Here is a 25,466-nt window from a genome sequence, read left to right as displayed (position 1 = left end):
TCAAGCGGAGGCGTAGCGCACGGAGATCATCCCGCGCATATCCCGCACTGGCTCATGCTGTCGGGGCGCCGCCGGCAAGCTCGGCGACGCACGCGGTTCCCTCACGCACTGCGGTTCGCACGATCGGCATCTGATCGTCTGTTGCAACGCGACGTGATCCTTCAACATCCGGCTTACCTTGAAGGGGCGCAAGGTCACAACATCACGGCGCGCCGGGCGATCACGAGCCACACCGCGAGCGGCGGCCCGAGCACCGCCATCGCCACGTACAGGTTGAAGCGCACCTCATTAGTGTCGTCGGAGATGGACTTCTCGCGGAACCACGTGTACGCCTTGAACCCGGTCGATGCGCTGCTGACCAGGATCGCCGCCGCTATGAACCACAGGCTGACGGACAGTTGCGCGCGGTCCGTGGGTGTCGTGACGCCCTTGGCCAGGTCGTCGTATCCGAAGATCCAGCCGAGGGCGGAGAGGCTCACTAAGCCCCCGACCGCCGGCGGGATGTAGGCCAGCAGAACTGGGATGATGCCGCGCGTGTCCTCGACCGGGGTGTCGGCTGGCGGGGAGGGGCACGATTCCCCTACCTCCTCTACCTGCGGATCGGGGCGCGGATGGGACTCAGGGGCGCGGCGCTGACGGAGCGCTGCGGGCGGGGTTTCGGCAGGGGCGTCGTGGGGCGGCGGTGCGGGGCCGGGGGAGGGCGTTGGCTCGGCGCTCGTGGCGGGCGGAGGCGACGCGTTCTCGGCCGGGCCCGCCTGTTGGGGCGTCGCCTGATTGCGTGAATGACGTAGCTGCAGCCAGGCGAGGTATGCCTGTGCAACGCCGATTACGATCGTGACAACCAGACTGATCACGCCTAAGTCCACCGCTCCAGCGTGCCGCCAATGCTCGGGGCCTCGCAAGCGGAACGGGTTGCCGTCACCATAGATAAAAAAGCCCCGAACGACAATCCGTTCGGGGCGTTCTTGCTGTTCAGATCTGGCGGTCAGGGAAAGGGTCGAACTGCCGACCTTCCGCTTTTCAGGCGGAACAATCACCCTGCTTCCCCTGCCCGTCCCGTGGTCAGCGGTGTTGCAAGGATGCCGCTGTTCGCTGCTGGTGACCGACGTTGTCGTCACTGTTGTCGTCAGAGTTTGCGGCCGCTGGGCCAGCATCTGCCCTTTCGATCGTACGGACGCTACTTGGACCCGACCGCAGGGACGAGCGCTCTTCAGAGTGTGGCCGGGCGTGGTAACCGCTGTCACTCCAGCACCTGCGCCTCCTCGAACTGGCCTAGATCTCTAAGTACGTCTGCCAGGTTATTGCGGCTGTTTAGGGTGTCGGGGTGTTCCTCACCCAGCACACGACGGCGGGCTCCCAGAACCGCACGCTGTTCAGCCTCGGCTTCCTCCAACCGCCCTAGTTGCCGCAGCACGACCGCCAGGTTGGCCCGGCTGGCCAAGGTGTGCTCTGACGATGGTTGTCCTCTGGCAAGTGATCTCGACTGTTTGACGGGCGAGTTTCACCGGCTTTCCTTTGGCTGTTCCTGAACTGCACCGACCGGTCCTGGACGATCAGGAGGTACTGGCGCATGCCGAGCAGGCCCAACTGTGCCGGAGCGTCTACGGCGGTAGAAAGCTGGCGGGCACCCGTGCAGGGCACAGGCTGCTGGGGCGAGCGGTAGGCTGCTCGCACCCATACGGTGCATATCCATGCATGTTCGCCACAGAAGTGCGTTAACTTCGCCTCACCGAACCGAGGAACAGCACGATGACGAAGCGCGGTCTCTCCCATCCCGAGCACCTACGCATGGGCCAGGTCCTTTCCGGCGTGCGGGACCAGTTATTGCACGAGCGGGTTGCGTTGCTGAACGCGTACCCGCGGACAGGGCCGAGGGCGTTTCCGGCGGAGCAGCTGGAGGTGGCGATCGAGGCGTTAGATGCGGCGCGCAGGGCGCTGGAGAATGCCGTGTTCGAGGAGCACCCGGCACTGGCCGAGACGTCCGACTACTTCCCGGATTAGGAGCATCGGGCGGAGGTAGTGGTGCCGGAGCAGCCGGGCAGCACTGCGGGCCGGGTGCGCTTTGGGTTTGCGAACCGCCCCCATGGCGACAACGCACACGTCCGTGTCGATGCGCCTGTCGTCGGAAAGTCCGCACCGATGAATCGGCCATTCCCACGCAGCGCGGTCCACGCCGTGTGCCCGCTGCAGACACCGCCAGCATCGAGGTCACACTCGCCGAGCGCGCCCACCAGCGGTCCGCCGGCAGCCCGATCGGCGACTGTAGGTAGCCGAGTTCACGTTGCGGTACAGCACTCGGCCCCAATGGTCTGCTCGTCGAGCTGATGCGGGCACAGCGGAGCTCGCCACCACTCGTCCGCACTGATCACGGCCCAGTGATGGCTAACATCTGTACGGCACGGGTCGGCGTACAACCGCTTAGCCCTCCTCGCGACGTTGGCGAGAGTTACCCGATACCACGCAAAATGGCTCGAAAGTAGCGACGGAGATCGTCGCAGCCGGTAGCTTCTGCTCTGTGGTACTAGATGAGCTCAAGAGCAAGATCGACAGGTTGTGGGACGCCTTCTGGTCCAACGGAATCTCTAACTCCATAGAGGTAGCCGACCAGGTCACGTATTTGTTGTTCTTACGAAGGCTGGATGTCATCCAGGCCTCCGAAGAAGAGCAGCATGAACGCACGGGTACGCCGGCAGGGAATTTCATCTACACCACGGAGACGGACCACCTCCGATGGGACCGGTTGAAGAAGTTGCCGCCGGACAGGATGTATAGCGTCGTTCGAGACGAGGTGTTCCCGTGGCTCCGGTCTATAACTGGGTCTGATATCAACTACACCCATCACCTGCGAGACGCACGGTTCACCATCCCTACACCTAGCCTGCTGGCCAAAGTTATAGACCTGCTCGACGAACTTCCCCTTGTGGAGGGCCACGCAGGAGGCGACCTATACGAGTACATGCTCAGCAAGAACACCATCTCTGGGCAGAGTGGGCAGCTCCGGACCCCTCGTCACATCATCCAGTTGATGGTCGAACTGATGGCTCCCAGCCCTGAAGATGAAGTGTGCGACCCTGTCTGCGGCACGGCCGGCTTCCTAGTTGCCGCGGCCGAGTACATATCCCGTGTCGACAGCGAGGCACTGCGTGGTTCAGCTGAGGCGGAACACTTCAACCACAGCATGTTCCATGGCTTCGACTTCGACAACACGATGCTTCGCCTCGCGAGCATGAACATGCTGCTGCGCGGGATCGAGCAGCCGGACATCCGCCACCGCGACTCTCTGGCTCAGAACGTCGCCGACGAGACCGAGCGATATTCCCTGATCCTGGCCAACCCGCCGTTTGCGGGTAGCCTCGATTATGAAACCACCGCCAATGACCTGCTCCAAGTCGTCAAGACCAGGAAGGCTGAATTGCTATTCCTGGCCTTGTTCTTGCGCCTACTCAAGCCCGGTGGGCGCGCTGCTGTCATCGTGCCAGACGGCGTGCTTTTTGGTTCTAGTACAGCACACAAGGAGCTCCGTCGGGTTCTACTAGAGGACCACAAACTCGACGGGGTAATCAAGCTACCAAGCGGCGTCTTCAAGCCGTACAGCGGAATTTCCACGTCGATCCTCCTCTTCACTAAGACCAACAGTGGCGGCACTGACAATGTCTGGTTCTACGAGGTGACCGCCGATGGCTTCAGCCTCGACAGCAGACACGCTCCACTGCTGGGCGAGAACAAGACTGGCCCACGCCCTACTGCGGCACTGGAAGACGGCGAAAGCGCGCGCAACAACCTTCCGGACCTAATTACGCGCTGGGCGCACAGGAACGATAGCGAACGGAAGCGCAGACGCTCAGAGCAGAGCTTCTGCGTAGCCAAGAAAGAGATAATCGCTCAGGACTACAACCTCAGCATCAACTGCTACCGAGAAATCGGGGAGGGAACGAGGAGTGGGCGCGTCGAGGACTGGCGACTTGGCGACTTCACCGAGATCCATACTGGGTGGATACCCGCACAGGAGATTCAGTGGGATGCACATCCTGACAAGATTCTAAATGAGCAAAGAGTCCTGCATGCCTCAATGCTGACGTCTCCACTGCCGAGCATTGAGGACCTTCCAATTCACATCACCGATCGACGAACAAATCGTCTCCGCGAGGGAGACATAGTCGGTCGAGCCATGGGGAGTAATCGCAACTGGACCATACTCCCCAGCGAGTACGAGGGGATTCAGGCTGGTCAAGGGGTCCTGATAATTAGAATCATTCGCAATATAGCTCCAGCAGAGTATATAGTCTCATATCTATCAACCCCGCAAGCAGAGCGAGCTATTTCGCGTCGCGGCACAGAGATCCCACACGTCAGCACAAACGACCTGGCAAATCTGGCGATCCCGGCTTGCGAGGGAGATTTTGAGTCAATTCGTTCCGCTGTTTCAGTTCTCAATGAGGGCGCCGACGAAATACAGCGGATTAAAGACTCGCTCGACAAGTCCCGAATGAGCATCTTCGAAGACGGCACCAAAGGGGACCGTCGAATTCGACTGGAACAGGCAGCGGACCTAGGCTCTCTGATTAGCCAGACTCTCTCGAAGCAGACCGAGCCATATCACGTTTTTCGGCAGACCTATCCCTATGCAATCGCACGCGCCGTTCGCAAGTTCCAGCATAGTCAGACCATCACAGAGAGGCACGAAGCAGCGCTGCAATGCGCCGAGACTTTGATTACTTCCCTGGGGATAATCTCCCTAGCCCTCGCAGCATATAAAGACCGGAAGGACGTAAATGAAATAAATAATTGGACGGATGCCGTACACGCATCAGGCGTCTCGCTAGGCCACTGGGTCGGAGTAACAAGGGCAGTTGGAAATGAGCTGAGGAAAAGCGGCGATGAGGTGGCCGGCCTCGGCCAAGCTACCATCGCAAAGAAAGGAGGAAAGGGCCTTAGTGCAGACCTTGCAGCTCTCACCAGCATCCGAAACAAAATCAGACATGGTGGCGGGCCCCGAACTAAGGCAGAGATGGAAACGAGCCTAGCAAAGGTAGAGCCGCTTCTATCTAGCGCCCTCACTGGCAGCGCATTTCTCGCAAAGACGAGATGGGTATACAGTGAGAGGCTTAGCTGGCAGCCAAAGCGTGGGAACTACCGGGTATCTGGACTGCTCTTGATGGGGGACCACCCCGACTTTGAGCCAGTCGCCTTCGAAACAGGAAAACCCGTGTCCGATAACAATCTCTACATGCTCACGCCGCAGCGCGAAGTGATACCACTTTTTCCCTTCTGCATTCTGGCCGACTGTCCTATATGCCTCGCAACAGAACTTTACTATCCGGACCAGATAGTCAGAACTGTAGCCAGACTCAAGAGTATCGATAGGGGTCACGATTTGGATAGCGAAGCCATCTTCGAAGGGCTCGCAGAGTTTATGGAGTAAACCACCTTTTGGCAGCCTCGGTAGTGAAACACATAGTTGAAGATATACTGCAAGGACGTTCTTTGTCCGCTGCCACGACCTGCGTCTCATCGTCTGTAACAAGACGCAGGTCGGTATAAGCACGGTTTGGCGTTGGGCGATCTCTCGCGCACGCCTACGCTTCACTGGGCCTGACTACCACAGAGGAAGGGGTAGTCACCCGACCGCGGCGTGCGTGTCAACACGCCTCCGCATCCGCCGGGATCGCGGTCTCTTTCACAAGCTTCAGGACATCGGCGATGACGTGTACGTCAGCGGTGTTGTGGAACACGACGTCGGGATCACCAAGGCGCTTGAAGGGCGGTTCATACAGGTCTCCGGCGTCCAGATAGCCGTTCTTAGCGAGCGAGTCGATGATGAGCTCGATGAAGCTGTACTCGGCGGGAGAGAGGTTGCGGCCCTGCTGGAAGCCATCGAAGGCACGTACGGCGGTCTCACGGCTCAGGCCAGTGATGGAGCGCAGGAAGAGGCCGAATCCTTCATGCTCTTCGGCAATCTGGTCGATGTCGGCCTCCGTGCCGAAGCCCAGGTCGAGGAAGACGGCTTTGAGCTCGTCGAGGTCTGAGCTAGTGATCTGGCGGCCGCGCAGGAGCTTCTGAACGACGAGGTTGTCGCTATGGCTGCGTAGATAGGTGCGAACTTTCCGTTCGAACTTGGTGCGGTCGGTGCCGATTTCAAGGCCCTTGAGCTCGGAGTGGGTGAGGTTGCCGAGCTCGTCTTCGAAATCCGTGTAGATGATGGCGCGGCGCCTGGTCGGAATGAGCCGGACCAGGCCGCGCATGGTGCGGCGCATCGTCTCCAGCATCGACAGGGTGATGTCCTGCCACCAGTCCTCGCCCGCGACGTCGGTGAGGAACTCGGTGTGCCGGGCGACGACGGGATTGTTGAGCGTGGTCGGGTCGAGCAGGTCCTCGGCGATCCGCTGAACCTGAAGCCTCAGCGCGTCATACCCAGGATCGCCTACGAGCAGCCCAAGTTGCAGCCGCAGCGCGAGCAAGTCGAACCGCTTGGCCTCCTCGCTGGTGTCGTCGTCCTTGTACGTCGAGGGCAGGCCGGCCAACTTCTCCTTGAGATCATCACGTTTCTCCGTCGTAATCTGCTTCCACGACTCGGGGTCAAGAAACGTTTCCACCTCGCGCAGATGCCGCCGTACCTCAATGTTGTTCCGGTTCATCCCGGCGACTTCACCTTGCAGACGGGTAGCCACGTCGTTGCGTACGGTGGCATCGCTGTCGGCCGCGAGTTGCTCCTGGTCCAGGGCGTACAGGAGGTCGGCGCGCTGGGCGAACAGACGCTCGCTCAGCGACTTTTGTGCGCGTCCTTGGGTCTCGGGGATGTCGGCGTTGAAGTACTCCACATTGCGGGCAAGGTCGAAGACAAGGAACTGCTCCTTGTTCTGCCCGGGACCGAACAGGTCCTTGCAGAGGCGCGTACCGCGGCCAATCATTTGCCAAAACTTCGTTTTTGAGCGGACAGCCTTAGCCAAGACCAGGTTCACGACCTCGGGAATATCGATGCCAGTGTCAAGCATGTCTACCGAGACTGCCATGCGCAACGCTGAGTCCTCGCGCCGGAACTCGTCGATCAGTAGCTCTGGACTGCTCGTCTGGTGACTGATCACCCGGGCGAACTCGCCTCCGTGCTCGGGATAGAGCTTGTTGAACCGCTCGACGATGAACTCGGCGTGCCGCTGATTGCGAGCAAAAACGATTGTCTTGCCGAGCCGGTCACCGCCATCGATACGGTAGCCGTACGTCATGACGGTCTGGAGCATTTTGTCGATGGTGTCTTCGTTGAACAGGAACCGGTTCACCTCGTCGGCGGTGACCTCGGTTGGGACTCCGCCCTCCTCGTCCCAGTCGAGCTCGTCCCAGCGCGCTTTCTCCTCCTCCGAGAGGTCGTCGTAGCGAACGCCGCGCTGCGGGAACTTCAGCGGCACGTTGATGGTGAATGGGCCGACCAGGAAGCCGTCCTTTTTGGCCTGCTCCAAGTCGTAGACGTCGGTCGGGTTACCCTCCTCCAGATTGAAAACTCGGTAGGTGTTTCGGTCGATCTCATTCTTGGGAGTGGCGGTGAGCCCGACCAGCAGTGCGTCGAAGTAGTCGAAGATCGCCTGGTACTTGTTGAAGATCGACCGGTGTGCCTCGTCCACGATCAGCAGATCGAAGTAGCCTGGCCCGAACTTGCGTTCGCCGCTGTCCGATACATTGTTGATCAGGTTAAGCATGGTCGGGTACGTCGAGACGTACACCCGGGCACTGTCGTTCTTCTCCGTCAGGAGATTGATCACAGGTGTGCCCGGCAGGTGCTGCTTGAAGACATTGGTCGTCTGCGTCACCAATTCTTTGCGGTCAGCAAGGAACAGCACCCGCTTAATCCAGCCGGCCTTCTGCAGCAGGTCGACGAGCGCGATGGCGGTCCGTGTCTTGCCGGATCCAGTTGCCATTACCAGGAGTGCTTGGCGCTGATTGTCCCGATCGAAACGTTCGCCGATCTTGCGGATGGCGCGGCTCTGGTAGTAACGCTCGACGATTTCCTCGTTGATCGGCGTGCTGCTGAGTGCCTGTCGGGACGCGCGCCGAGCGATCAGCGAGCGCAGCTCATCCTTCGTGTAGAAGCCCTGGACCGGTCGGGGCGGGTATCTGTTGCCGTCGTCCCAAATCCAGGTCTCGTAACCGTTGCTGTAGAAAATGACCGGACGTCGATGGAACCTGCGTTCTAACGCATGGGCGTACTGCCTGGCCTGCTCCTGCCCCTCCATGGCCGAGTGAGTAGTGGCCTTGGCCTCCACCAGCGCCAACGGCCTGCCGTCGTCGTCCCACAGGACGTAGTCCACCTTGCCCTTGCCGGACTTTGTAGAAGGCAGGCCGTCCACCGGGTACTCCCGGTTCTCGTCCTTGTCCAGTGGCCAGCCGGCTTCCTGGAGTAGCAGGTCGATGATGTGGGCGCGGGTCTCGGCCTCGTTGTAGTCGTGGGTGTCGTGTCGCTGAGCATTGAGGAGCTTGGCCGCCTTGATCTGCTCCCGGAGCCGCTGTACTTCGGCGTCAAGGTCCTGGCTGCGTCTCCGCTCCTTAGCGAGCTCACCCTGTTGTTCGGCGAACCGAGCGGCCATTGCCTGCAGCTCGGCCAGCTTCTTCTGCCGTACTGCGGCGGGCTCGGGCACTGGGATCAGCGAAGCATCAAACGCCAACCCGGGCGGAGGGGCGTCCGCGTCATGTTGTGCGTAGTTGCGGGCCAGCCAGTACAGCACGTGAAACAGTTCCGCCACGGTCCGCGTCGCGTCCCTGCTGTGCACCTGCCTGTTCGAATGCACCGCAAGATTTCCCTGCCTACGGATCACATCCATCTTTGTCCGCAGTGCCGGACCTACTAGGTTGACCAACGTCGGCTCGTTGATCATCGCGCTCAGGTCGCGGTGATAGGGCTCCCGAAGCGTGTCATCGACCTTGTAGAGCCAATTGAGCGCCAGCTCAATGGTTCGCCGCGCATAGAAGCACGACGTGCGAGGGTCCGCAATCGCCAACCGCTCCGCTCGGATCGCCTCGCCGTACAGCTCCGGCCACTCCGCCTTCATGAACCCGAAGTTGCTCACGACAACCGCCTAACTACACCGGCATCGGTAGATGTCGCGAGTCTCTCACAGCCTCCCGTGAAACGCATGGGCCTCCAACGAGGCATAGCATTCATCGAGGCGGAGGAGCTGCCCTTGCATCTGCAGCACTTGCCCTTGGACTTCACGCAGAACGGCAACAAATTTCCGCTGTTCCTTAATAGGAACTTTGGGGATTTCGAAAGCCCTAATCTGGTCAAAATTGAGGCCGGGCTTCGTTTGCCCATACTGCATTTTTCTAATCTGACGCTGCCCTCCAGAAGGAAGGCTCAGATAGAAGGCAAGGAAATGCGGATCAAGCTCGCCTGGATTTGGGCGGAGGATTGCGACATGCTGGCTGATGTAGCTTCCATCGTGCTCCTGCCCGGCGGCTGACACTCTACCTATGAGAGATCCTGTAATGGTGAGAAGAACGTCTCCTGCAGCAACTCTTGTACGTCGAGCTTCGGCGTTATCGGGAGCTTTTACATACACTGCGTCCCGGCTTGATATGTGGTTCATGCGAACGTCTAGCGATCGAATAAATCTCGACCCGGATGGGGCATAATACTTTGCCCAACCTCGGCCACCGCTAGTTACGAAATTTAGCACCGCCCCAAGAGGGAGTAGCGAGTAATGGCTGTCTGGCCCGAACATTTCGAGGAATATGGACTGCGCAAGGTCGTCGAGGAGGGTAATAGCCTGGCGCCGGTTCGCCCGTAGTTCATTCGCCTGATCAAGCACCTGCGCGATCCGACGCTGCTCCTCTGGTGGCGGCAACAACAGTCGCTTGCTGTAAGCGTCATCTCGATTCAGTCCTGGGATGGCGGCAGCTCGATTAAGCTCCTTGAATCCAAGGCCTCCGAGCCGATAGTAGAGCCAACGGAGATCAACACTAGTGGCGGATGAATCGATATAGTACGTAGTGTCGATTGGCCAGCAGCCGCCCGCCGCATAGCTAATCTCGCCGAAAGAGCCCTTGCGGCCGACCACAATCGTGGGCCCATATGTCAAATAGCGATCATGGGTCCCCACGGGGCCATTTGATCCATATACGGGAGCAGGGCCCGGTGCTCGCTCTGCAGCAGGGAGGCTCTTTCCATACTTAAACTCACAAATGTCTCCGAGCTTGACCTCTGGCCATTCAGCTGTTTTCATCCGAGGGCCGCCTTCAGTGCGGAGAGTCCAGCCTGGATTTCGGTTTCGAGGGATTCAAGGTCAGCGATTATATCGAGCGGTGGACGGTGTTCGACCTCCTCATGGACGATTTCCTTATAGCGATTGAAGCTGAAGTCGTAGTTTTGGGCGACGATGTCGGCCTTGGGGACTGTAAAACTTTGGGCGGTGCGGGAGCGCTCCAGCTCGGAGCCGTCGCGGCGAGCCCATCGGGCAAGGACGTCGGGGAGGTTGTTCTTTTCGTGGTCAGCCTCGTCGAGGGCGACTTTAGGGCGCGGCCCCTGCTTCTCCTCGGGCAGCAGCGGGGCCCTTTTGTCATCGAGGCTGTAGCCATCGGCCGTGACGTCATAGAACCAGACATTATCGGTGCCTCCGGCGTTGGTCTTGGTGAAGAAGACGATGGCGGTGGAGACCCCGGCGTACGGCTTGAACACCCCCGACGGCAGCTTCACAATCGCATCGAGCTTGTGGTTCTCAACGAGCATCTTGCGTAGACCCACGTGGGCCCTAGTGGAGCCGAATAGCACCCCGTCCGGGACGATGACAGCAGCGCGACCGCCAGGTTTGAGTAGCCGAAGGAACAGAGCCAGGAACAGCAGTTCAGTCTTCTTAGTCTTGACGATCCGGAGCAAATCCTCGGCGGTGGTCTCGTAGTCGAGTTTGCCAGCGAATGGGGGGTTCGCCAAGATCAGGGAGTACCGCTCAGTCTCGTCGGCCACGTTTTGTGCTAGGGAGTCACGGTAGCGGATGTCGGGTTGGTCGACCTCGTGCAGCAACATGTTCATACTTGCGATCCGCAGCATCGTCGAGTCGAAGTCGAACCCGTGGAACATGCTGTTGTGGAAGTGCCGCTGTTGATTGCGTTCGAGAAGCGCCTCAGAGTGCTCGCGCTGGACGTATTCGGCGGCGGCCACCAGGAACCCAGCGGTCCCGCAGGCCGGGTCGCAGATCTCATCCCCTGGGCTCGGGTTCATCATCTCGACCATCAGTTGGATGATGTGCCGAGGCGTGCGGAACTGACCGTTCTGCCCGGCTGTGGCGATCTTACTGAGCATGTACTCGTACAGGTCGCCCTTGACGTCCCCCTGCTCAAGGGGCAGCTCGGCCAGTATGTCCACGGCCTTGGTGAGTAGGTTGGGCGTGGGAATAGTGAAGCGAGCGTCCTTCATATGGTGGGAGTAGGTCGACTCTTTGCCGCCGAGCTCACGCAACCATGGGAATACCTCGTCGTCGACGATCTCGTACATATGGTCCGGCTGCGTCTCGGTGAATACCGACCAGCGCAGATGCCTGGTATCGGCCGTGTAGATCGGGTTCTCGATCGGCTTGCCCGTGAGGTTGGCCTTGCGTTCCTTACTGGTCTGAATGCCATCCAGCCGCTTGATGAACATCAGGTAGGTGATCTGCTCGATCACTTCTAAGGGGTTGGAGATCCCGCCGGACCAGAACGCGTCCCACAACCTATCGATCTTGCTGCGCAGCTCACCCGTAATCACGCTGCGGAGCATAGTGCACGCCAGTCACAGCAGACGGTTGTTCGCAACCCGCCGATCCCGCCCCTGGTTCTCCCTACCCGGTGCGAGGGGATCAAGATCCCTCAATGGTGAAGCATCGCGGTCATCTCCTCGTCGGGCAGGCGTAGCTATGCCGGGCCGGACGCCTGGGGTCAAGCCGTCGTTCGCGTGTACATGCCCCCCGGTGACCTTCCGCGCTTGCTGGTTGTCCTGCCCGCACTTGACGGCTTGACCTTGGGCGGCTGGTCTGGCATCCCTTCGGGGGTCGACGAGGAGATGACCGCCCTACCACCTGTACTGTCCTCGGCTCATCTTCGAGACCTCCCACAGGGGTTGGCTGTCAAGCGCATCTCCGTCGGAGGGCCGGGGGGGCAGGGGGCGGAGCCCCTTGCGGCTCTTCTCTTCAGATCGTCTCGGCGAGTTGGACCGCGTCGCCCTGGTCGCCGTCCTGGCCACGGTGGTCTTCGACCGGTTTGCGTTCCGGATCGGTGTTGGAGCACGCGGGCGGCGCCGGCCGGGACCGGCCGGAGAGCCGCAGCCCGGCCGGCTGGCCGACCGGCGTGCTGGCGGGCCGCCGCAGGCGGCTCGCCCTTGATAGCGAGAAGAAAAGTAGCTTCCGACAGCGAGGCCGATGGTCAGCGGAGCGGTTCGGCGGTGGCCCAGATGCGTTCGAGGCTGGTGAGGTAGACGGCTGTGCTGTCTTCGTCCTTGGTGGCCGTTAGGTTCAGTACGGGGGCTTGAGCTGCCGGAACGCCGTAGGCGTGGACGTTCACGAGCAGTTCGGCGTCGGCCCGGTAGATGGAGTTGTAGAGGGTCGTGCGGTGGAGGCGGATCTCCACACTGTCGACCTGGTGAAGCGGCCGGTACAGCATGAGAGCGTTGCGTACTCGGGCGGCCATGACATCGGCTCCGATGCCTTCTTCGGCTCCTCGTGCGGCTACCTCCGGGCTGTTGGGGTCGCCCAGGAGGACACGGACCCTTACGCCTGCGCGGGCTCGGCTGGCCAGCAGGCGGATCATGCCGGTGTCCTCGGCGAGGAACAGGCTGCTGTAGGTCAGGATGTCGATCTCGCGGCTCGCGCCCTGGAAGAGCCGACGCCAGATGTTTTGCGGTACAGCCCACCGGTGGGGGTAGACGGCTCTCACCTCGTGAGAGATGGTTCGCCGCGGTTGGGCGACGTCGGGCCAGAGATCGCCTTCGTCGAGTTGCAGGAGGTCGGCCAGCGCCCAGCGGTGACGCGGGTAGGGGATGCGGCCCTTGAGCCAGCGGTCGACGGTCTTGGGGTCCACTTCGAGAGCGGCGGCGACGTCGACGGTTCCGAGCCTGGCCCGGGCGAGGGCATGGCGCAGGGTGTCGCTCACGGGGGTGTACCTCCTGGGGGCGGCTCTGCCTGGGACGCTAACACAAGACGTCCCCAGACGTCCCTTAGTCGCGGTGTAGAGGTTCCCCTGCTTCGACGGAAGCTCGTTCGGCACGGGCGCGACCGAGCGCCCACCATCAACGCCGGAAGGAGCGCGATCCGGACATGGAACCGATGCGGCCGATCCGCCAGCGACAGCGCGAGTATCAAGAACAGCTCTTAACAGAACTGCGAGATGAGCTCGAACAGCGCGGGATCACGGCAGTCCTGATCGTGGATGAGAAGAACCGGCCCGCCCTGGACGTGACCGATAGCCGGCTGCGGCCCCGCCGGGTCTACGTCCACCTCGCGTTCCTGTGGTTCTACTGGGGAGACCAGCACGACGAACGGGTCTCATGCCTGAAGCTGGGCCCGGCGGCCGACCGGATCGAGAAGGCGGCACGGGACGGCTGGCACGAGGGCGAACAGGGCGAACTCGGCGTCGACCTATCGAAGATTCTCGATGCGCACCGTTCCTGAACGGCGCAAGGCGTGGCTGACCGGGCAGCGCGTCTCGGGCAAGCTGGCCGAGCGGTTGCGCGAGCGGATCCGGGCGGGTGTCTATCCAGCGGGGCGGGTGCTGCCCTCGGAAACAGCTTTGACGGCGGAGTTCCGGGTTGCACGCAACACGGTCCGTCGCGCGCTGCGGGCCCTGGAGGCGGAGGGGTTGATCGTGACAGTCCCGTCGAAGGGGCGGCTCGTACAAGGCACTGATCACCCTGTCGACGCCTCCTACCGTTACCAGGTCATCGCCCGCGAGCTGCGGCGGCGGATCGAGCGGGGCGACCTCGGCCCCGGCGACGTGCTGCCCAGCGAAGCCGAACTCCGGTGGCTGTATGAGGCGTCGCGCAACACGGTGCGGCAGGCGTTCGCGGAGTTGGAGCAGGAGGGGCTGATCGTGTCTCAGCAGGGCAAGGGCCGGTTCGTGCAGCACCAGGAGTGAGACGTCCTGGGACGTCCGGGTTGGAGCTCTAGGTCGGGGCCGCGGAGTGCTTATCGTCTGTCTCATGGGACAAGCCGAGTGGGCGCGTGATCTGGCCGAACGACTCCTTGCCGAGCCGCTCCCTCGGCGCTGGGCACACACGCAGGGTGTGGCGGCGCGGGCCGCTTCGCTGGCCCCGATCCTCGGCGACGAAGCCGACACGCTGACCGCCGCCGCCTACCTGCACGACATCGGCTACTCCCCTGAGCTGGTCGACACCGGGTTTCATCCCCTCGATGGCGCCCGCTACCTGCGCGATGTGGCGGGCGCCGACGAGCGGCTGTGCCGCCTGGTCGCCCATCACTCCTGCGCGGTCAACGAGGCCACAGAACGCGACCTGTTTGACGCCTTGACCAGGGAGTTCGCCCCGGAGCGGCGGGAGCTGGCCGATGCGCTGACCTACTGCGACATGACCACCGGCCCCGACGGCCGGCACCTCGACGTGCGTGAACGACTGGCTGAGATCCATTCTCGGTACGGCCCCGATCACCTGGTGAGCCGCTCGATCACCGCATCGACACCGTGCATCCTGGCCGCCGTTCAGGCAATGCAAGGACGGCTTTCACGAGGCACATGACGTGATCGACCACTCCGGCTGGGAGCACTGGAGATACACCTATGGGGCGGCGAGTGATACGCCGGATCTCCGGGCCGCCTCGACTTCGCAGACGAGGAAGCGCGGCGGAGTGCCCCAGCGGGATGGACCGTATTCGTGGAGGCGACCGGGGCGATCAGCTATACGCGGCCCTGAAGGATCTTGCTAAGTCGGAGGGCGGTCTCCTGGCGGCCGTCCGGGCTGGCGGTTCTCACCTTGACCCCGCAGTAGTCCCCGCCACGGCAGGGGAACCACAGCTCGCCGTGCGTCTCGTCGTACGTGGCGCCGTCGACGAATCCGCTCACGGGCTGTCCGATCTCGGCCACGGACTCGTACTGGGCCTTGGGCAGCACCGCCGCGAAAATCGCCTCGTTGATTCCGTCCTTGGCGCTCGAGGCCGTCCAGACGCATCCGCCGAATGTGTAGTCCTGCTGGCCGCCGTCATGCGGGCCGATCGCCTCAGCGACCTCCTCCTTGGTAAGGAACTTGCAGCTGTCGCTGTTGCCGGAGCCTTCTCCCGCGGGGGCTTCTGCACCGGGAAGACCCACCGAGCTGGAACCATCGGACTCGGCGCCTCCTCCGCAGGCCACGACCAACGCCAGCGCACTGCCAAGAATCGCAATGAGCGTGCACTTCCTGAGAAGCTCCATGAATCGTCCCTTCGCATATGGGGCGTCATGGCGGTGAGAATCGCGCAGGGTCGATAACGACTTCAACACGGCCAGAGCCTCCAGTCACGAGCAGTTGCGTTCTCGGTCCCCTTCACTGTCGCTGCTCATCAACGTTTTTGCACGCCCTACCCGATATGGGGCCGGCCGACATCGGCAAGATAGTGGCCGATCCGCAGGGCCATTGACCGATCCATCGGCAGCGTCTCCACCTCGGCACGTGGCACCCAGCGGACCTCGGTGGATTCGCTGCTGGGGGTCGGCTCGCCGCTGACGGCGTGAGCGGTGAGGACGATGGAGAACTCTTGGCGGGCCTCGCCGTTGCTGGTGTAGAAGATCACGTGGCGGGGGTCGGTGTAGGTGCCGACGAGGCCGGTGATCTCGCACAGCACGCCGGTCTCTTCAAGGGTCTCCCGTATAGCGGCCTGGGGGAGGGATTCGCCGAGGTCGATGGCACCACCGGGGACGGCCCAGTTGCCGTTGTCACTGCGGCGGATCATGAGGATGTCCCCGGCGTCGTTGGTGACGACGACATTGACGGACGGGACGAGGCTGTTCGGCTTGGGTGCGTCAGGGTCGTCGTAGTAGTCGATCCGGCGGGCCACGATCACGACCCTACCGGCGTGGCCTGCTCCCACACCCGCTCGAAACTCTCTACGTAGGTGGTGACCATGTCCCCGCCTAACACCTTTCGCAGGTGCAGGACGGGCGCGTTGCCGGCGGGCACGCCGTACACGTGGGTGTTGACGAGCATCTGATCATCGCCACGGTAGATGGAGTTGTACAGCACCGTGCGGTGTAGTCGGATCTCCACCCCGTCCAGGCCGCGGATGGGCCGGTAGAGGACGAGGACGTTGCGAATCTTGGCAGCCATGCCGTCATCGATGCCTTCGTCGGCGCCGCGCTGGGCGACCTCGGGACTGTCGGGGTCGCCGAGCAGGATGCGCACCCTCACTCCGGCTGCGGCCTTCTCGCCGAGCATGCGCACGATGCCGGCGTCGTCGGCGAGGAACAGGGCGCTGTAGACGAGGATGCCGATCTCGTCCTGTGCCTGGGCGAACAGACGTCCCCAGGCGTCCCGGGGGACGGCCCAGCGGTGCGGGTAGACGGTGACGATCTCGCTCTCGGACGCCGACGCCACCTGCTCGCGCGTTAACGCCTCAGGCCACAGGTAGCTCTCATCCATCCCCAGGTGGGTGGCGACGGCGTACCTGTGTTTTCGGTACGGTGCGCGGCCTTTGGTGATCCAGCGTTCGACGGTCTTGGGGTCCACCTGGATCGCGGTCGCCAGTTCGGCGATGCTCACCCCGCGTTCCAGAAGGGCCGCGCGTAGTCGCTCGTTGGCCATTTCACCTGCCGCGTCAGGACGTCCAGGGACCTGGCAATCGTAGACGGGACGTCTTGAACATGTCCCGTCGTGTAGTGATCTCGTCCTGCCCTTCCGCCGCACTCTCGGTGTCACAACGCACCACTACCTGCGACGGAAGGAGAACAGACCATGACAGAGACCACGATTGCCCCACCGGAGGAGAACCCCGACTGCGCCTGCGGCGCGCTCCTGAAGCCCGGACAGATCCACTGCAGCAAGTGCCTCGCCCGTCAGCGCTGGGAGCGGCGCGAGAAGGCCCAGCACAGGGCCGCCCGGCGTCGCGCCATCACCCGCCGTCCCCCGCGCGGCCCGCGCAGCGCCGCCGCCCTGGGGGTGATCTGGTCGTGAGCTCGCTGCCTCTGATCATCGCCCTAGCGCTCAGCGCGGTCGTGGCCGTCGGCTTCGTGGCGGTCCTGGTCGGCATCCGGCGAGAGGACAAGGCCATGTTCCGTGGCAGCGCCTCCGGGGATGCGTCGGCACGGCTGGCCCGTCACGTGACGGGCTTGAAGGTCCGGAACGGCGGCCCTACGTCTCGGATCGCTGAGACAAGGTCGCTTCGACCCGCGCCAGGCGTTCCGACAGGTCCTGTACGGCGGTGCGTAGCGCAATGACCTCGCTCGCCAAGTCGCCCGCCGGCCTCGGCTCGATGTCGGGGACGTCTTCCCGGACGAACACGCCCTTGCCCTGCTGGCCGATGACCAGGCCCTCGGTCCGCAAGATCCCGACTGCCAGCTTCACCACGCTGAGCGAGGCGTCGTACCGGGCGGCGAGCTGGGTGGTCGACGGCAACGGGGAGCCGGGCGGCAGAGATCCGCCGCGGATCTGCTCGCGCAGATCGTCGGCGATCTGGAGGTAACCGGGCCGTCCCGTCTTCTTGACCATCGCCCCTTATCTCAGCACAGCAACACGACCAAGCCAACCGAGAGAACATTGACAACCAGGCCAACCTAGTTGACTATGTTGGCCACGAGACTAAGGAGGTCCACAAGATGCGCACCATTCCAATCCCGGTCGACGTGACCAAGCTGCAGTTCGTCTGCGTCCGCGCGCCCCGCCCGCGCGTCCTCAACCAGGACACCGGCGAGATCAAGACCGACAAGAACGGCAACACCGTCTACGAGATCGTCCTGTCGGTCGAGGACGAGTTCGGCCGGATCGAACTCGTCAAGGTCGGCACCTCCGGCGAGCCCCAGGTGGCCGCCGGACAGGACGTCACCCCCATCGGCCTGGTCGGCTATGTCTGGGAGATGTCCCGAGGCGGCGAGGCCCGCTGGGGCATCAGCTACCGGGCCAGCTCCATCGTCCCGGCAGGCGTGACCGCCCATGCGTGACGCCCTGCTGATGCTGCTCCCGGGCCTGGCCGCCTCGGCGGCCGGCCTGTGGGCCTGGCGCCACCTGCACTACCGGTCGTACTGGCTGGCAGTCGGTTTCCCGCTGATGGCCATCACGATCTGGGCGACCTGGCGCAAGGTCGCCCTCGGCTGCGGCCTGACCAAGAAGCGCCAGCGCTGGTGGTTCACCACCGTCCCCGGCGCGATCGCCTCGACCGGGCTCGTGAAGGTACGGCGGCGCTTCCAGCGGGTCGCGGTCGACACCAAGCCCTTCATGCGGCTACCGCTGCCGACCCGGCACGGCTGGCGCGTCACCGTCCACACCCTCGAAGGGCAGATCCCCGCCGACTACGCCCAGGCCGCCGAACGGCTCGCGCACTCCTGGGGCGTCCACGCCGTTCGCGTCTCCTCCCCGCGGCCCGGCCGCGTGGTCCTGGCTGCCACGGTGCGGGACCCACTCGTCCGGCTCGACCACCTCCCGGCCTCCGGCGACCTTCTCACCGTCCATGTCGGGCGGCTTGAGACCGGCGGGCTGTGGACAATCGACTTCCGCACAGTGCCGCACTGGATCAACGCCGGCGCCACCCAGTCGGGCAAGTCCAACCTCGCGAACGCCCTGCTGGTCGGGCTCGCCCCGCAACCGGTCGCACTGGTCGGCATCGATCTGAAAGGTGGCGTGGAGTTCACCCCGTACGCGCCCCGGCTGTCGGCCCTGGCCACCACGCGAGCTGAGAGCGTGACCCTGCTGGATGACCTGGTGGCGCTCATGGTCGACCGGATGGGGCTGTGCCGTACGGCCGGCGCCCGCAACATCTGGCAACTGCCGCCCGGCGTGCGGCCGGTGCCGGTCGTGGTGCTGGTCGACGAGCTGGCCGAGCTGTACCTGATGGCCGACAAGTCCGAGAAAGACGAGATCGCCCACACCTCCACTGCACTGCTGCGGGTGGCCCAGCTTGGACGGGCGTTCGGCATCTACCTGTTCTGCTCCGGCCAGCGGATCGGCTCCGACCTCGGCCCTGGCGTCACTGCACTGCGCGCCCAGTGTTCGGGGCGGATCTGTCACCGGGTCAATGACCCAGAGACCGCGACCATGACGCTCGGTGACCTCGACCCCGCTGCTCTGGTCTCCGCCCGTGCGATTCCCGCCGAGACGCCCGGCGTCGCGATCGTCGCCTCCCAGGACGGCCAGTGGTACCGCGCCCGCTCCTTCTACGTCGCCGAGCAGACGGCCGAACACGCCGCCTGCACCTACGCCCACCTCACCCCGGACTGGGCCGACATCGTCCGGCCCGACCGGGACGGGGCTGACCTGTCCGAACTGCTGTCCGCCTAACGAAAGGGGGTAACGATGCGACGCCTCGCCTCATGGCTACTCGACACCGGGCCGGTCCTCGTCTTGGCCGCCATCGCGGGTGCCGGATCGTTCACCCACATCCGCGACACAGCCACCGACCACGGACAGACCGGCTGGATGTCGTGGGCCGTGGCCGTCTGCGTCGACCTCACCTGCGTCATGGCCGCCCGTGAACGCCAGCGCGACAAGAAGACCGGACGCCAGCGCAACGGGTGGGTCTCCTGGCCGACGTTCGTCCTGGCCGGCGGGATCATCCTGTCCCTGGCCGCCAACCTGCACCAGGCCGAACCCACCGTGTGGGGCTGGCTGACCGCCGCCACTCCCGCCGGGGCGTTCCTCATCGCCGTCTCGATGCTCGAACGCCGCGCCGCTGTCCCTCGTCCCGAACGGTCCGCGCCTGTCCTGACCGTCGACGCCGTCCCGTCCTCGCCGTCCCCGGCCCCGGCGCTCGTCCCCGCCGTACAGGACGGGCAGGACGGGCAGGACGGCGAGCCGGGACCGTCCCCGGCACTGGTCGACTACGCCCGCCGCGTGGCCGACGAGCACCAGGCCAAGCACGGCAAGCCGATCACTCGCGACCTGCTGCGCGCACGACTGGGCGTGTCCAATCAGCTCGCCTCCGACCTGCTGCGCACCCTGCGCACCGCATCCGAACCCGCCTAGTGAAAGGAGATCACCACGTGACCAACGATGACCACCGTTCCGCCCTCATCGCCGGGCTCCGCGCCCTGGCCGACTTCCTGGAGGCCAACCCGGCCGTCCCCGTCCCTCGCTCGGTCAACGTGCTGCACTTCCCGCATCGCGCCACGGACGCCGAGATGTGCGCCGAGGTCGACCACATAGCCGAGCTGCTCGGCGCTCCGATCAACCAGGAGTTCGGCCACTACGACGCTTCGGTCCGCTTCGGACCGGTGGAGTACAAGGCCGTCGCCATCCTCGCCGCCCGCCGCGCCCAGTACGAGGCCGATCGCAGCTATGAGGGCTGCATCCAGCCCGACCCCGTCCCCAACGCGAGCGCGGCCCAAGCCGCCTGACCACGAAAGGAGGTGACACGCCATGCCCGACGCCGAGCAGGCCCCGCCCACGGAACCCGCGCCGATCACACCGCGGCGGTGGCAGTGCTGCCACTGCGGCGGAGGCGGTCTCGACTCCTACGGCGAGACCTGCCGCCACTGTGACGGGCTCGGCTTCTGCTGAACCCCGTCAGCGCCCCCGGCCTGGCCGTACATCCGCCAAGACAACCGCCAGGTCGGGGGCCATCCCTCCACCCATCGAGTGAAAGGAGGTCTCCATCTTGCCCGTAACATCCGCCAACGCGCACGCCATCCGCGGCGCCATCGCCCGGCTCAACGACCCCAACTGCTCCCGCTTCACCTCCCAGATCCGCCGAACCCATGGATGCCGGCAGCCGATTCACCTGCGTGGCAACGTCGAACACTGGGATAAGGCCACCGGTACCCTGCTGCACCGCTACAGCACCCGCCTCGAACCCGACGGCGTCCTTCGCGTGCCGTGCAAGACTCGTCGCGCGTCCCGCTGCCCGGCCTGCGCCGAGACCTACCGGGCCGACACCTACCACCTCATCCGCGCCGGCCTCGTCGGCGGCAAGGGCGTCCCCACCTCGGTGACCGCGCACCCATGCCTGTTCGCCACCCTCACCGCACCGTCCTTCGGCCCGGTCCATACCCGCAGGCAGCACAACGGGAGCGTCCTGCCCTGCCACCCCCGCCGCGACGCCGAAACCTGCCCGCACGGGCGCGTCCTGTCCTGCACCGCCCGGCACGGGACCAAGGATGAGTGCCTCGGCGAGCCGCTGTGCCCCGACTGCTACGACTACACCGGCTCAGTGCTGTTCAACGCGGTCGCGCCGCTCCTGTGGAAACGCTTCACCGACGCCCTTCGCCGACACCTGGCCAAGCTCGGCGGACTAACTCTCCGCGACATGCGTGACCAACTCGTCGTGTCCTTCGCCAAGGTGGCTGAGTACCAGCGGCGCGGCGTCGTCCACCTGCACGCCGTGATCCGCCTCGACGGCCCGGCCGGACCCATCTCCCCGCCACCGGCCTGGGCCACCCTCGACCTGCTCACCCAGGCCGTAGAGCACGCAGCCTCCGTGGTCACAGCCAAGGTGCCCGCGTACGACGACCAACCGGAACGGGTCTTGCGCTGGGGCACCCAACTCGACGCTCGCCCGATCGCCTTGGACGGCGAGCTAACCGACCAGGCCGTAGCCGGGTACGTGGCCAAGTACGCCACCAAGGCCGCCGAATGCGTCGGCACCATCGACCGGCGCATCGTCCCCGGCGAGGACCTGACCGCCCTGCCCGTCCGCGACCACGCCCGACGGCTCATCGCCGAATGTCTCCGCCTCGGCACTTTCGAGGAGCTGACCGTACTTCGGGTGACCCGGTGGGCTCACATGCTCGGCTTCCGCGGCCACTTCTCCACCCGATCCCGCCGCTACTCCACCACCCTCGGCGACATCCGCGCCGACCGCCAGAACCACGCCCGCGACGAGGACATCACCACCGGCCGCCTGCCCCTCCTCGACGAAGACACCGTCCTCGTCATCAGCGAATGGGAGTACGCCGGAAAGGGCTACTCCCCGGGTGACGCCCTCGTTGCCGCACTCACGGGTTCGCCGACGCTGCCGTCGCAGTCACTAGTCGGGGATGGCGCCCGATGAGGCGCAACGACCGGCTCCTGACCGTGCCTGAGGTACTCGCTGAGCTCGGCGGCGTTTCCCGCCGGACGTTCTACCGCTGGCGTGAGCTCGGCCACGCGCCCAAGTGTGTGAAGCTCCCAAACGGCGAGCTCCGCGTCTGGTGGAGCGATCTCGCAGCCTGGCTGGAATCCCTCCGGGAGGCGGCGTGAGTAGCTCGTACGACGTCAGGTTCTGGGAAGTCCGGCGGAATCAGTCCAGCAAGACTGCCTCCTATGAGGTCCGCTGGAAGGTCGGCGGTCGCCAGAAGTCGAAAACGCTGAGGACGAAAGCCCTGGCCGAAAGCTTCCTGTCCGATCTCCGGCAGGCGGCCAAGCGAGGTGAGGCGTTCGATACGGAGACGGGGCTACCCGTGTCCATGTCGAAGGCGAAAAACACCATCACCTGGCTCACCCTCGTCTTGGCCTACATCGACATGAAGTGGCCTCACGCTGCGGCAAAGACGCGTGACAGCCTTACCGACGCTCTCGCCACGCTGACCCCGGCACTCGTCGACGAAAACGCGCCAGGCAAGCCGGACGAGTTGGTCCTCCGGGAAGCACTTCGCCAATACGTGCTTCCACCAGCATCTCGGCAACTTGCTCGTCCGGCTGGCATCGCGGCTGCTGTGACGTGGCTTGAACGTCACTCACTTCCCGTAGCCGACCTGGCCAAGGTCCGCAACGTACGGCTTGGCCTCGACGCGCTGACAACCCGACTCGATGGCGGGGCGGCTGCGGCCACGACGATCGCCCGGAAGCGCTCAGTCTTCTACAACGTCCTGCAGTACGCCGTAGACCTCGAAGAGCTACCCTCCAACCCGATCGACAAGGTGAAGGCGTGGAAGCCGCCCAAGGTACGCGAGGTTGTGGACCGGCGGGTCGTAGTGAACCCGGCCCAGGCACGGGAGTTGCTCGCCGCGGTGACCTACGCGGGCCGCCTTGACCGCGGCCGGCACCTTCGGGCCTTCTTCGCCTGCCTCTACTTCGCCGGTCTCCGGCCCGCTGAAGCGCTCGGCCTCCGCATCCAGGACTGTCACCTTCCCAAGTCTGGATGGGGCCGCTTGATTCTCTCAAAGTCCAAGCCCCAAGCGAACAAGCGATGGACGGACAGCGGAGAGGCGCACGACGATCGCGGCCTGAAGCACCGTGCACAAGACGAGGGTCGTCCCGTGCCGATCCCACCGGAACTGGTGACGATCCTCCGCGAGCACATCGACGAGTTCGGCGTCCACGATGACGGGCGCCTCTTCCGGACGTCCCGAGGCGGTGTGATCTTCATTGGGACGTACTGCGAGGCGTGGCAGAAGGCCCGAACGCTGGCGCTAACGCCGGAACAGGTCGTCTCCCCGTTGGCAGCGCGGCCGTACGATCTGCGGCACGCGGCCGTCTCGCTGTGGCTCAACGCCGGGGTAGCCGCCCCCGAAGCCGCCGAACGCGCAGGCCATGGAGTGGATGTGCTCCTCCGGGTCTACGCAAAGTGCATCGACGGTGGTGCCGAAATTGCTAACCAGAGGATCGAAGGAGCCCTTCTACAGCAAACCTCACCAATCGAGGCGTTTCCACAAGAAGGGCATCACCTTTTATTTCGCCACTAATTTATGCACCAGAGACGAGAAGGGTCTCCCGCCAACCGCGATCTCAGGCAGGAGACCCGTCGCCCCTAAGACTACTTGCCGCGGAGGATCTCAAAGAGCACCTGAAGCATCACCCAAAGGGCCAGCTTGATGACCTCTATACACGTGCGGGTGCGCCAGTACTTGGAGACATTCCTACCGCGCCCTTCATCACCACCGAGAAAGTCCCTTATACGTGTGTTCACATTCTCCCCATCATTTAGGTGACCGGACGCCCTGCGGTGAGCCATTTGCTCGCCACAGCTCAAGGAGACCAGCTAGAAACCGGTGTCCAGCAGGCCTATGGACAAGTTCGCCCGAACTCGCGACAGCTCACGTCCTAAGCGTGACAAGGGATGTTTGAGGTAGGACGATCACAGGCACCAACCTGCCGCCGGCCGTACGCTGTAGGACACAGCCGGACATCGACGGACAGGGGTTAGGCCGTGACCGAAGCGCCGTACACTGATGATCTTGTCAAGGCGCTGGAGTCAGTCACTGAGCGCGAAGGTCTCGCCGATTTACTGCGCCAGTTACGTGCACGGGCGGACAGTCCGTCGCTACGCAGCCTCGAGAAGTTGTCGGTCAGCAAGGAAGGCGCCACGCCACTCTCCAGGTCGGCTGTCAGCGATATGCTCAGGGGCATCCGCTTCCCAAGGAAGGGAGTGGTCCTCAGCTTCGTGCAAGCATGCGGAGGCGGTGACGTCACACCTTGGCTACGAGCCTGGGAACGTATCGCCGCATCAGAACAACGGCGCAGGCAGACCGAAGACCCAAGCTCGGTGTCCGAGCAAGTGCTAGCGACTGCTAGGCAACAAGCTGATCTGATCGTCGCTGAGGCCAAGCATCAGGCCGCTCAGATACTTGCCCGCGCCGGGCATCGAAATATACCTGGACAACAGACCGGGCAAATTCAAGAGTGTGCAGAATGCGCGGCGATCCCATGGACGCGCCCTTCACTCCACCCAAATTACGACCACGTGCATGGTGTTAACTCTCTTCCAAACGCGGAACAGTACGCTGACATCGAGAGCTATTCCGTCACCTATGGCTACGCCGTTGGCTTCGACGGAAGAGTCCCACAAACGTGGGTGTTCTTCGAACATCTTGAGCCAGCGCTTGTATTTGGTAGAGCTGGACGTATGTCGACCCGAGACATCAGCAGTTACGGCGTTTTCGCAGCAGTCCGGGAAGTCCGCTACAACCATGACCTCAAGCGGGAGGTGATCACGCTGCTTGTGAGCGGGACTGCCTTCGACCGCGAGGAAGACGAAGCGGAAGCTTTCGTCCGATGGCTGGAAGGGTGCCGTCCGGAGTCAGCTGATTTCGAACCTGGCGACGACACAGCCGCAGCGCCCCTGGCAAGAAGAGTCGCCCCTTACGAGTAGTGGCACAAACTGGACACTACTCTCCTGGCCTTCCTCTTGCCTGTGCTCCCAACTGCAGAGACGCTCCGTGATCCATCCCGCGAATATCCCGCAGACAGCGGCCGAGGGCTGCTCAGGGTGGCGTACGGCTGCGCATGGCCGGAACGATCAACGGCGTCTGAACCGAGCGAACCCGCTGGTCAGACGCCGTTTTGGCTGGTCGAGCGGAGAGCGTGGGATTCGAACCCACGAGACCGGTCACCCGGCCTAGCGGTTTTCAAGACCGCCGCCATCGTCCACTAGGCGAGCTCTCCCCGGCGCCCCGCACTGGAGCGCCACGCAGCA

General features: G+C 63.7%; 25 protein-coding genes and 1 tRNA gene. 15 read left to right on the top strand and 11 right to left on the bottom strand.

Annotated elements, in window-relative coordinates:
* Positions 1–194: 194 nt before the first annotated feature.
* Both ABZ857_RS28385 and ABZ857_RS28380 read right to left on the bottom strand, forming a co-directional pair.
* A complete protein-coding gene (locus tag ABZ857_RS28385; RefSeq protein WP_357048329.1) occupies positions 195–1,037 on the bottom strand; it encodes a hypothetical protein in 843 nt (280 codons plus the stop codon).
* 203 nt (positions 1,038–1,240) lie between these two features.
* A complete protein-coding gene (locus ABZ857_RS28380) occupies positions 1,241–1,441 on the bottom strand; it encodes a tetratricopeptide repeat protein (RefSeq protein WP_357048327.1) in 201 nt (66 codons plus the stop codon).
* 308 nt (positions 1,442–1,749) lie between these two features.
* Here ABZ857_RS28380 and ABZ857_RS28375 point away from each other — a divergent pair, with 308 nt between their 5' ends.
* Positions 1,750–2,001 carry a hypothetical protein gene (locus tag ABZ857_RS28375; protein ID WP_357048324.1) on the top strand — a complete coding sequence of 84 codons (252 nt, stop codon included), beginning with the start codon at positions 1,750–1,752 and terminating at the stop codon, positions 1,999–2,001.
* Between the two features lie 514 nt (positions 2,002–2,515).
* Positions 2,516–5,422 carry an N-6 DNA methylase gene (locus ABZ857_RS28370; protein WP_357048320.1) on the top strand — a complete coding sequence of 969 codons (2,907 nt, stop codon included), beginning with the start codon at positions 2,516–2,518 and terminating at the stop codon, positions 5,420–5,422.
* Positions 5,423–5,639: 217 nt separating this feature from the next.
* On the opposite strand, the gene ABZ857_RS28365 is transcribed toward ABZ857_RS28370, so the two are convergent.
* The 4 genes from ABZ857_RS28365 to ABZ857_RS28350 all read right to left on the bottom strand — a co-directional run bounded on the left by ABZ857_RS28365 (position 5,640) and on the right by ABZ857_RS28350 (position 13,101).
* Positions 5,640–9,053, bottom strand: a complete 3,414-nt coding sequence (locus ABZ857_RS28365) for a DEAD/DEAH box helicase family protein (protein WP_357048317.1) — start codon at positions 9,051–9,053, stop codon at positions 5,640–5,642.
* A 45-nt stretch (positions 9,054–9,098) separates the two neighbouring features.
* Positions 9,099–10,208 carry a restriction endonuclease subunit S gene (locus ABZ857_RS28360; protein ID WP_357048314.1) on the bottom strand — a complete coding sequence of 370 codons (1,110 nt, stop codon included), beginning with the start codon at positions 10,206–10,208 and terminating at the stop codon, positions 9,099–9,101.
* Complete coding sequence (locus ABZ857_RS28355) at positions 10,205–11,722, bottom strand: class I SAM-dependent DNA methyltransferase (RefSeq protein WP_357048311.1); 1,518 nt, start codon at positions 11,720–11,722, stop codon at positions 10,205–10,207. Before ABZ857_RS28355 ends, ABZ857_RS28360 begins: the two co-directional genes overlap by 4 nt.
* 653 nt (positions 11,723–12,375) lie before the next feature.
* The gene (locus tag ABZ857_RS28350; protein WP_357048308.1) at positions 12,376–13,101 is read right to left on the bottom strand and encodes an XRE family transcriptional regulator; all 726 of its coding nucleotides are present in this window, start codon (positions 13,099–13,101) and stop codon (positions 12,376–12,378) included.
* 164 nt (positions 13,102–13,265) lie between these two features.
* On the opposite strand from ABZ857_RS28350, the gene ABZ857_RS28345 reads away from it, so the two are divergent.
* The 3 genes from ABZ857_RS28345 (at position 13,266) to ABZ857_RS28335 (ending at position 14,698) form a co-directional block, all read left to right on the top strand.
* Entirely contained in the window at positions 13,266–13,619 is a 354-nt protein-coding gene (locus ABZ857_RS28345; protein ID WP_142649213.1) for a hypothetical protein, read from the top strand.
* Positions 13,603–14,082 (top strand): GntR family transcriptional regulator, encoded by a 480-nt coding sequence (locus ABZ857_RS28340; RefSeq protein ID WP_357048305.1) that lies wholly within the window; start codon positions 13,603–13,605, stop codon positions 14,080–14,082. Before ABZ857_RS28345 ends, ABZ857_RS28340 begins: the two co-directional genes overlap by 17 nt.
* Before the next feature lie 64 nt (positions 14,083–14,146).
* Positions 14,147–14,698, top strand: a complete 552-nt coding sequence (locus ABZ857_RS28335) for an HD domain-containing protein (RefSeq protein ID WP_357048302.1) — start codon at positions 14,147–14,149, stop codon at positions 14,696–14,698.
* Between the two features lie 158 nt (positions 14,699–14,856).
* Here ABZ857_RS28335 and ABZ857_RS28330 read toward each other — a convergent pair whose 3' ends face one another.
* The 3 genes from ABZ857_RS28330 to ABZ857_RS28320 all read right to left on the bottom strand — a co-directional run bounded on the left by ABZ857_RS28330 (position 14,857) and on the right by ABZ857_RS28320 (position 16,732).
* The gene (locus tag ABZ857_RS28330) at positions 14,857–15,366 is read right to left on the bottom strand and encodes a hypothetical protein (RefSeq protein ID WP_357048299.1); all 510 of its coding nucleotides are present in this window, start codon (positions 15,364–15,366) and stop codon (positions 14,857–14,859) included.
* A gap of 146 nt (positions 15,367–15,512) precedes the next feature.
* Positions 15,513–15,989, bottom strand: a complete 477-nt coding sequence (locus ABZ857_RS28325) for an NUDIX domain-containing protein (RefSeq protein WP_357048296.1) — start codon at positions 15,987–15,989, stop codon at positions 15,513–15,515.
* A 2-nt stretch (positions 15,990–15,991) separates the two neighbouring features.
* Positions 15,992–16,732, bottom strand: a complete 741-nt coding sequence (locus ABZ857_RS28320; protein WP_357048293.1) for an XRE family transcriptional regulator — start codon at positions 16,730–16,732, stop codon at positions 15,992–15,994.
* 150 nt (positions 16,733–16,882) lie between these two features.
* On the opposite strand from ABZ857_RS28320, the gene ABZ857_RS28315 reads away from it, so the two are divergent.
* The gene (locus tag ABZ857_RS28315; RefSeq protein WP_357048290.1) at positions 16,883–17,101 is read left to right on the top strand and encodes a hypothetical protein; all 219 of its coding nucleotides are present in this window, start codon (positions 16,883–16,885) and stop codon (positions 17,099–17,101) included.
* Positions 17,102–17,278: 177 nt separating this feature from the next.
* On the opposite strand, the gene ABZ857_RS28310 is transcribed toward ABZ857_RS28315, so the two are convergent.
* Positions 17,279–17,635: a winged helix-turn-helix domain-containing protein gene (locus ABZ857_RS28310; RefSeq protein WP_357048287.1), complete on the bottom strand. Its 357-nt coding sequence runs from the start codon at positions 17,633–17,635 to the stop codon at positions 17,279–17,281.
* 107 nt (positions 17,636–17,742) lie between these two features.
* Between ABZ857_RS28310 and ABZ857_RS28305 the strand changes: the two genes are divergently transcribed.
* From ABZ857_RS28305 to ABZ857_RS28265, 9 genes are all read left to right on the top strand, one after another.
* A complete protein-coding gene (locus tag ABZ857_RS28305) occupies positions 17,743–18,084 on the top strand; it encodes a hypothetical protein (RefSeq protein WP_142649204.1) in 342 nt (113 codons plus the stop codon).
* Positions 18,077–19,417, top strand: a complete 1,341-nt coding sequence (locus ABZ857_RS28300; protein WP_357048284.1) for an FtsK/SpoIIIE domain-containing protein — start codon at positions 18,077–18,079, stop codon at positions 19,415–19,417. Before ABZ857_RS28305 ends, ABZ857_RS28300 begins: the two co-directional genes overlap by 8 nt.
* Positions 19,418–19,432: 15 nt before the next feature.
* Positions 19,433–20,101: a DUF2637 domain-containing protein gene (locus ABZ857_RS28295; RefSeq protein WP_357048281.1), complete on the top strand. Its 669-nt coding sequence runs from the start codon at positions 19,433–19,435 to the stop codon at positions 20,099–20,101.
* 17 nt (positions 20,102–20,118) lie between these two features.
* Complete coding sequence (locus ABZ857_RS28290) at positions 20,119–20,472, top strand: hypothetical protein (protein ID WP_357048278.1); 354 nt, start codon at positions 20,119–20,121, stop codon at positions 20,470–20,472.
* Between the two features lie 22 nt (positions 20,473–20,494).
* Positions 20,495–20,635, top strand: coding sequence for a hypothetical protein (locus ABZ857_RS28285; RefSeq protein ID WP_357048276.1), 141 nt, complete (start codon positions 20,495–20,497; stop codon positions 20,633–20,635).
* Between the two features lie 97 nt (positions 20,636–20,732).
* Positions 20,733–22,124 carry a replication initiator gene (locus tag ABZ857_RS28280; protein ID WP_357048273.1) on the top strand — a complete coding sequence of 464 codons (1,392 nt, stop codon included), beginning with the start codon at positions 20,733–20,735 and terminating at the stop codon, positions 22,122–22,124.
* The gene (locus ABZ857_RS28275) at positions 22,121–22,312 is read left to right on the top strand and encodes a helix-turn-helix domain-containing protein (protein ID WP_357048270.1); all 192 of its coding nucleotides are present in this window, start codon (positions 22,121–22,123) and stop codon (positions 22,310–22,312) included. The genes ABZ857_RS28280 and ABZ857_RS28275 overlap by 4 nt, the downstream gene beginning before the upstream one ends.
* The gene (locus ABZ857_RS28270) at positions 22,309–23,736 is read left to right on the top strand and encodes a site-specific integrase (protein ID WP_357048267.1); all 1,428 of its coding nucleotides are present in this window, start codon (positions 22,309–22,311) and stop codon (positions 23,734–23,736) included. The genes ABZ857_RS28275 and ABZ857_RS28270 overlap by 4 nt, the downstream gene beginning before the upstream one ends.
* 464 nt (positions 23,737–24,200) lie before the next feature.
* Positions 24,201–25,142, top strand: a complete 942-nt coding sequence (locus ABZ857_RS28265; RefSeq protein ID WP_357048265.1) for a hypothetical protein — start codon at positions 24,201–24,203, stop codon at positions 25,140–25,142.
* 204 nt (positions 25,143–25,346) lie between these two features.
* Here ABZ857_RS28265 and ABZ857_RS28260 read toward each other — a convergent pair.
* A tRNA-Ser gene (locus tag ABZ857_RS28260) sits at positions 25,347–25,435 on the bottom strand.
* Between the last annotated feature and the right edge of the window lie 31 nt (positions 25,436–25,466).

The organism is Microbispora sp. NPDC046933, assembly GCF_040644635.1.
Classification (GTDB): domain Bacteria; phylum Actinomycetota; class Actinomycetes; order Streptosporangiales; family Streptosporangiaceae; genus Microbispora.
Note: the sequence above shows the minus strand (reverse complement) of the source record. Positions and strands in the feature narration are given on the sequence as shown.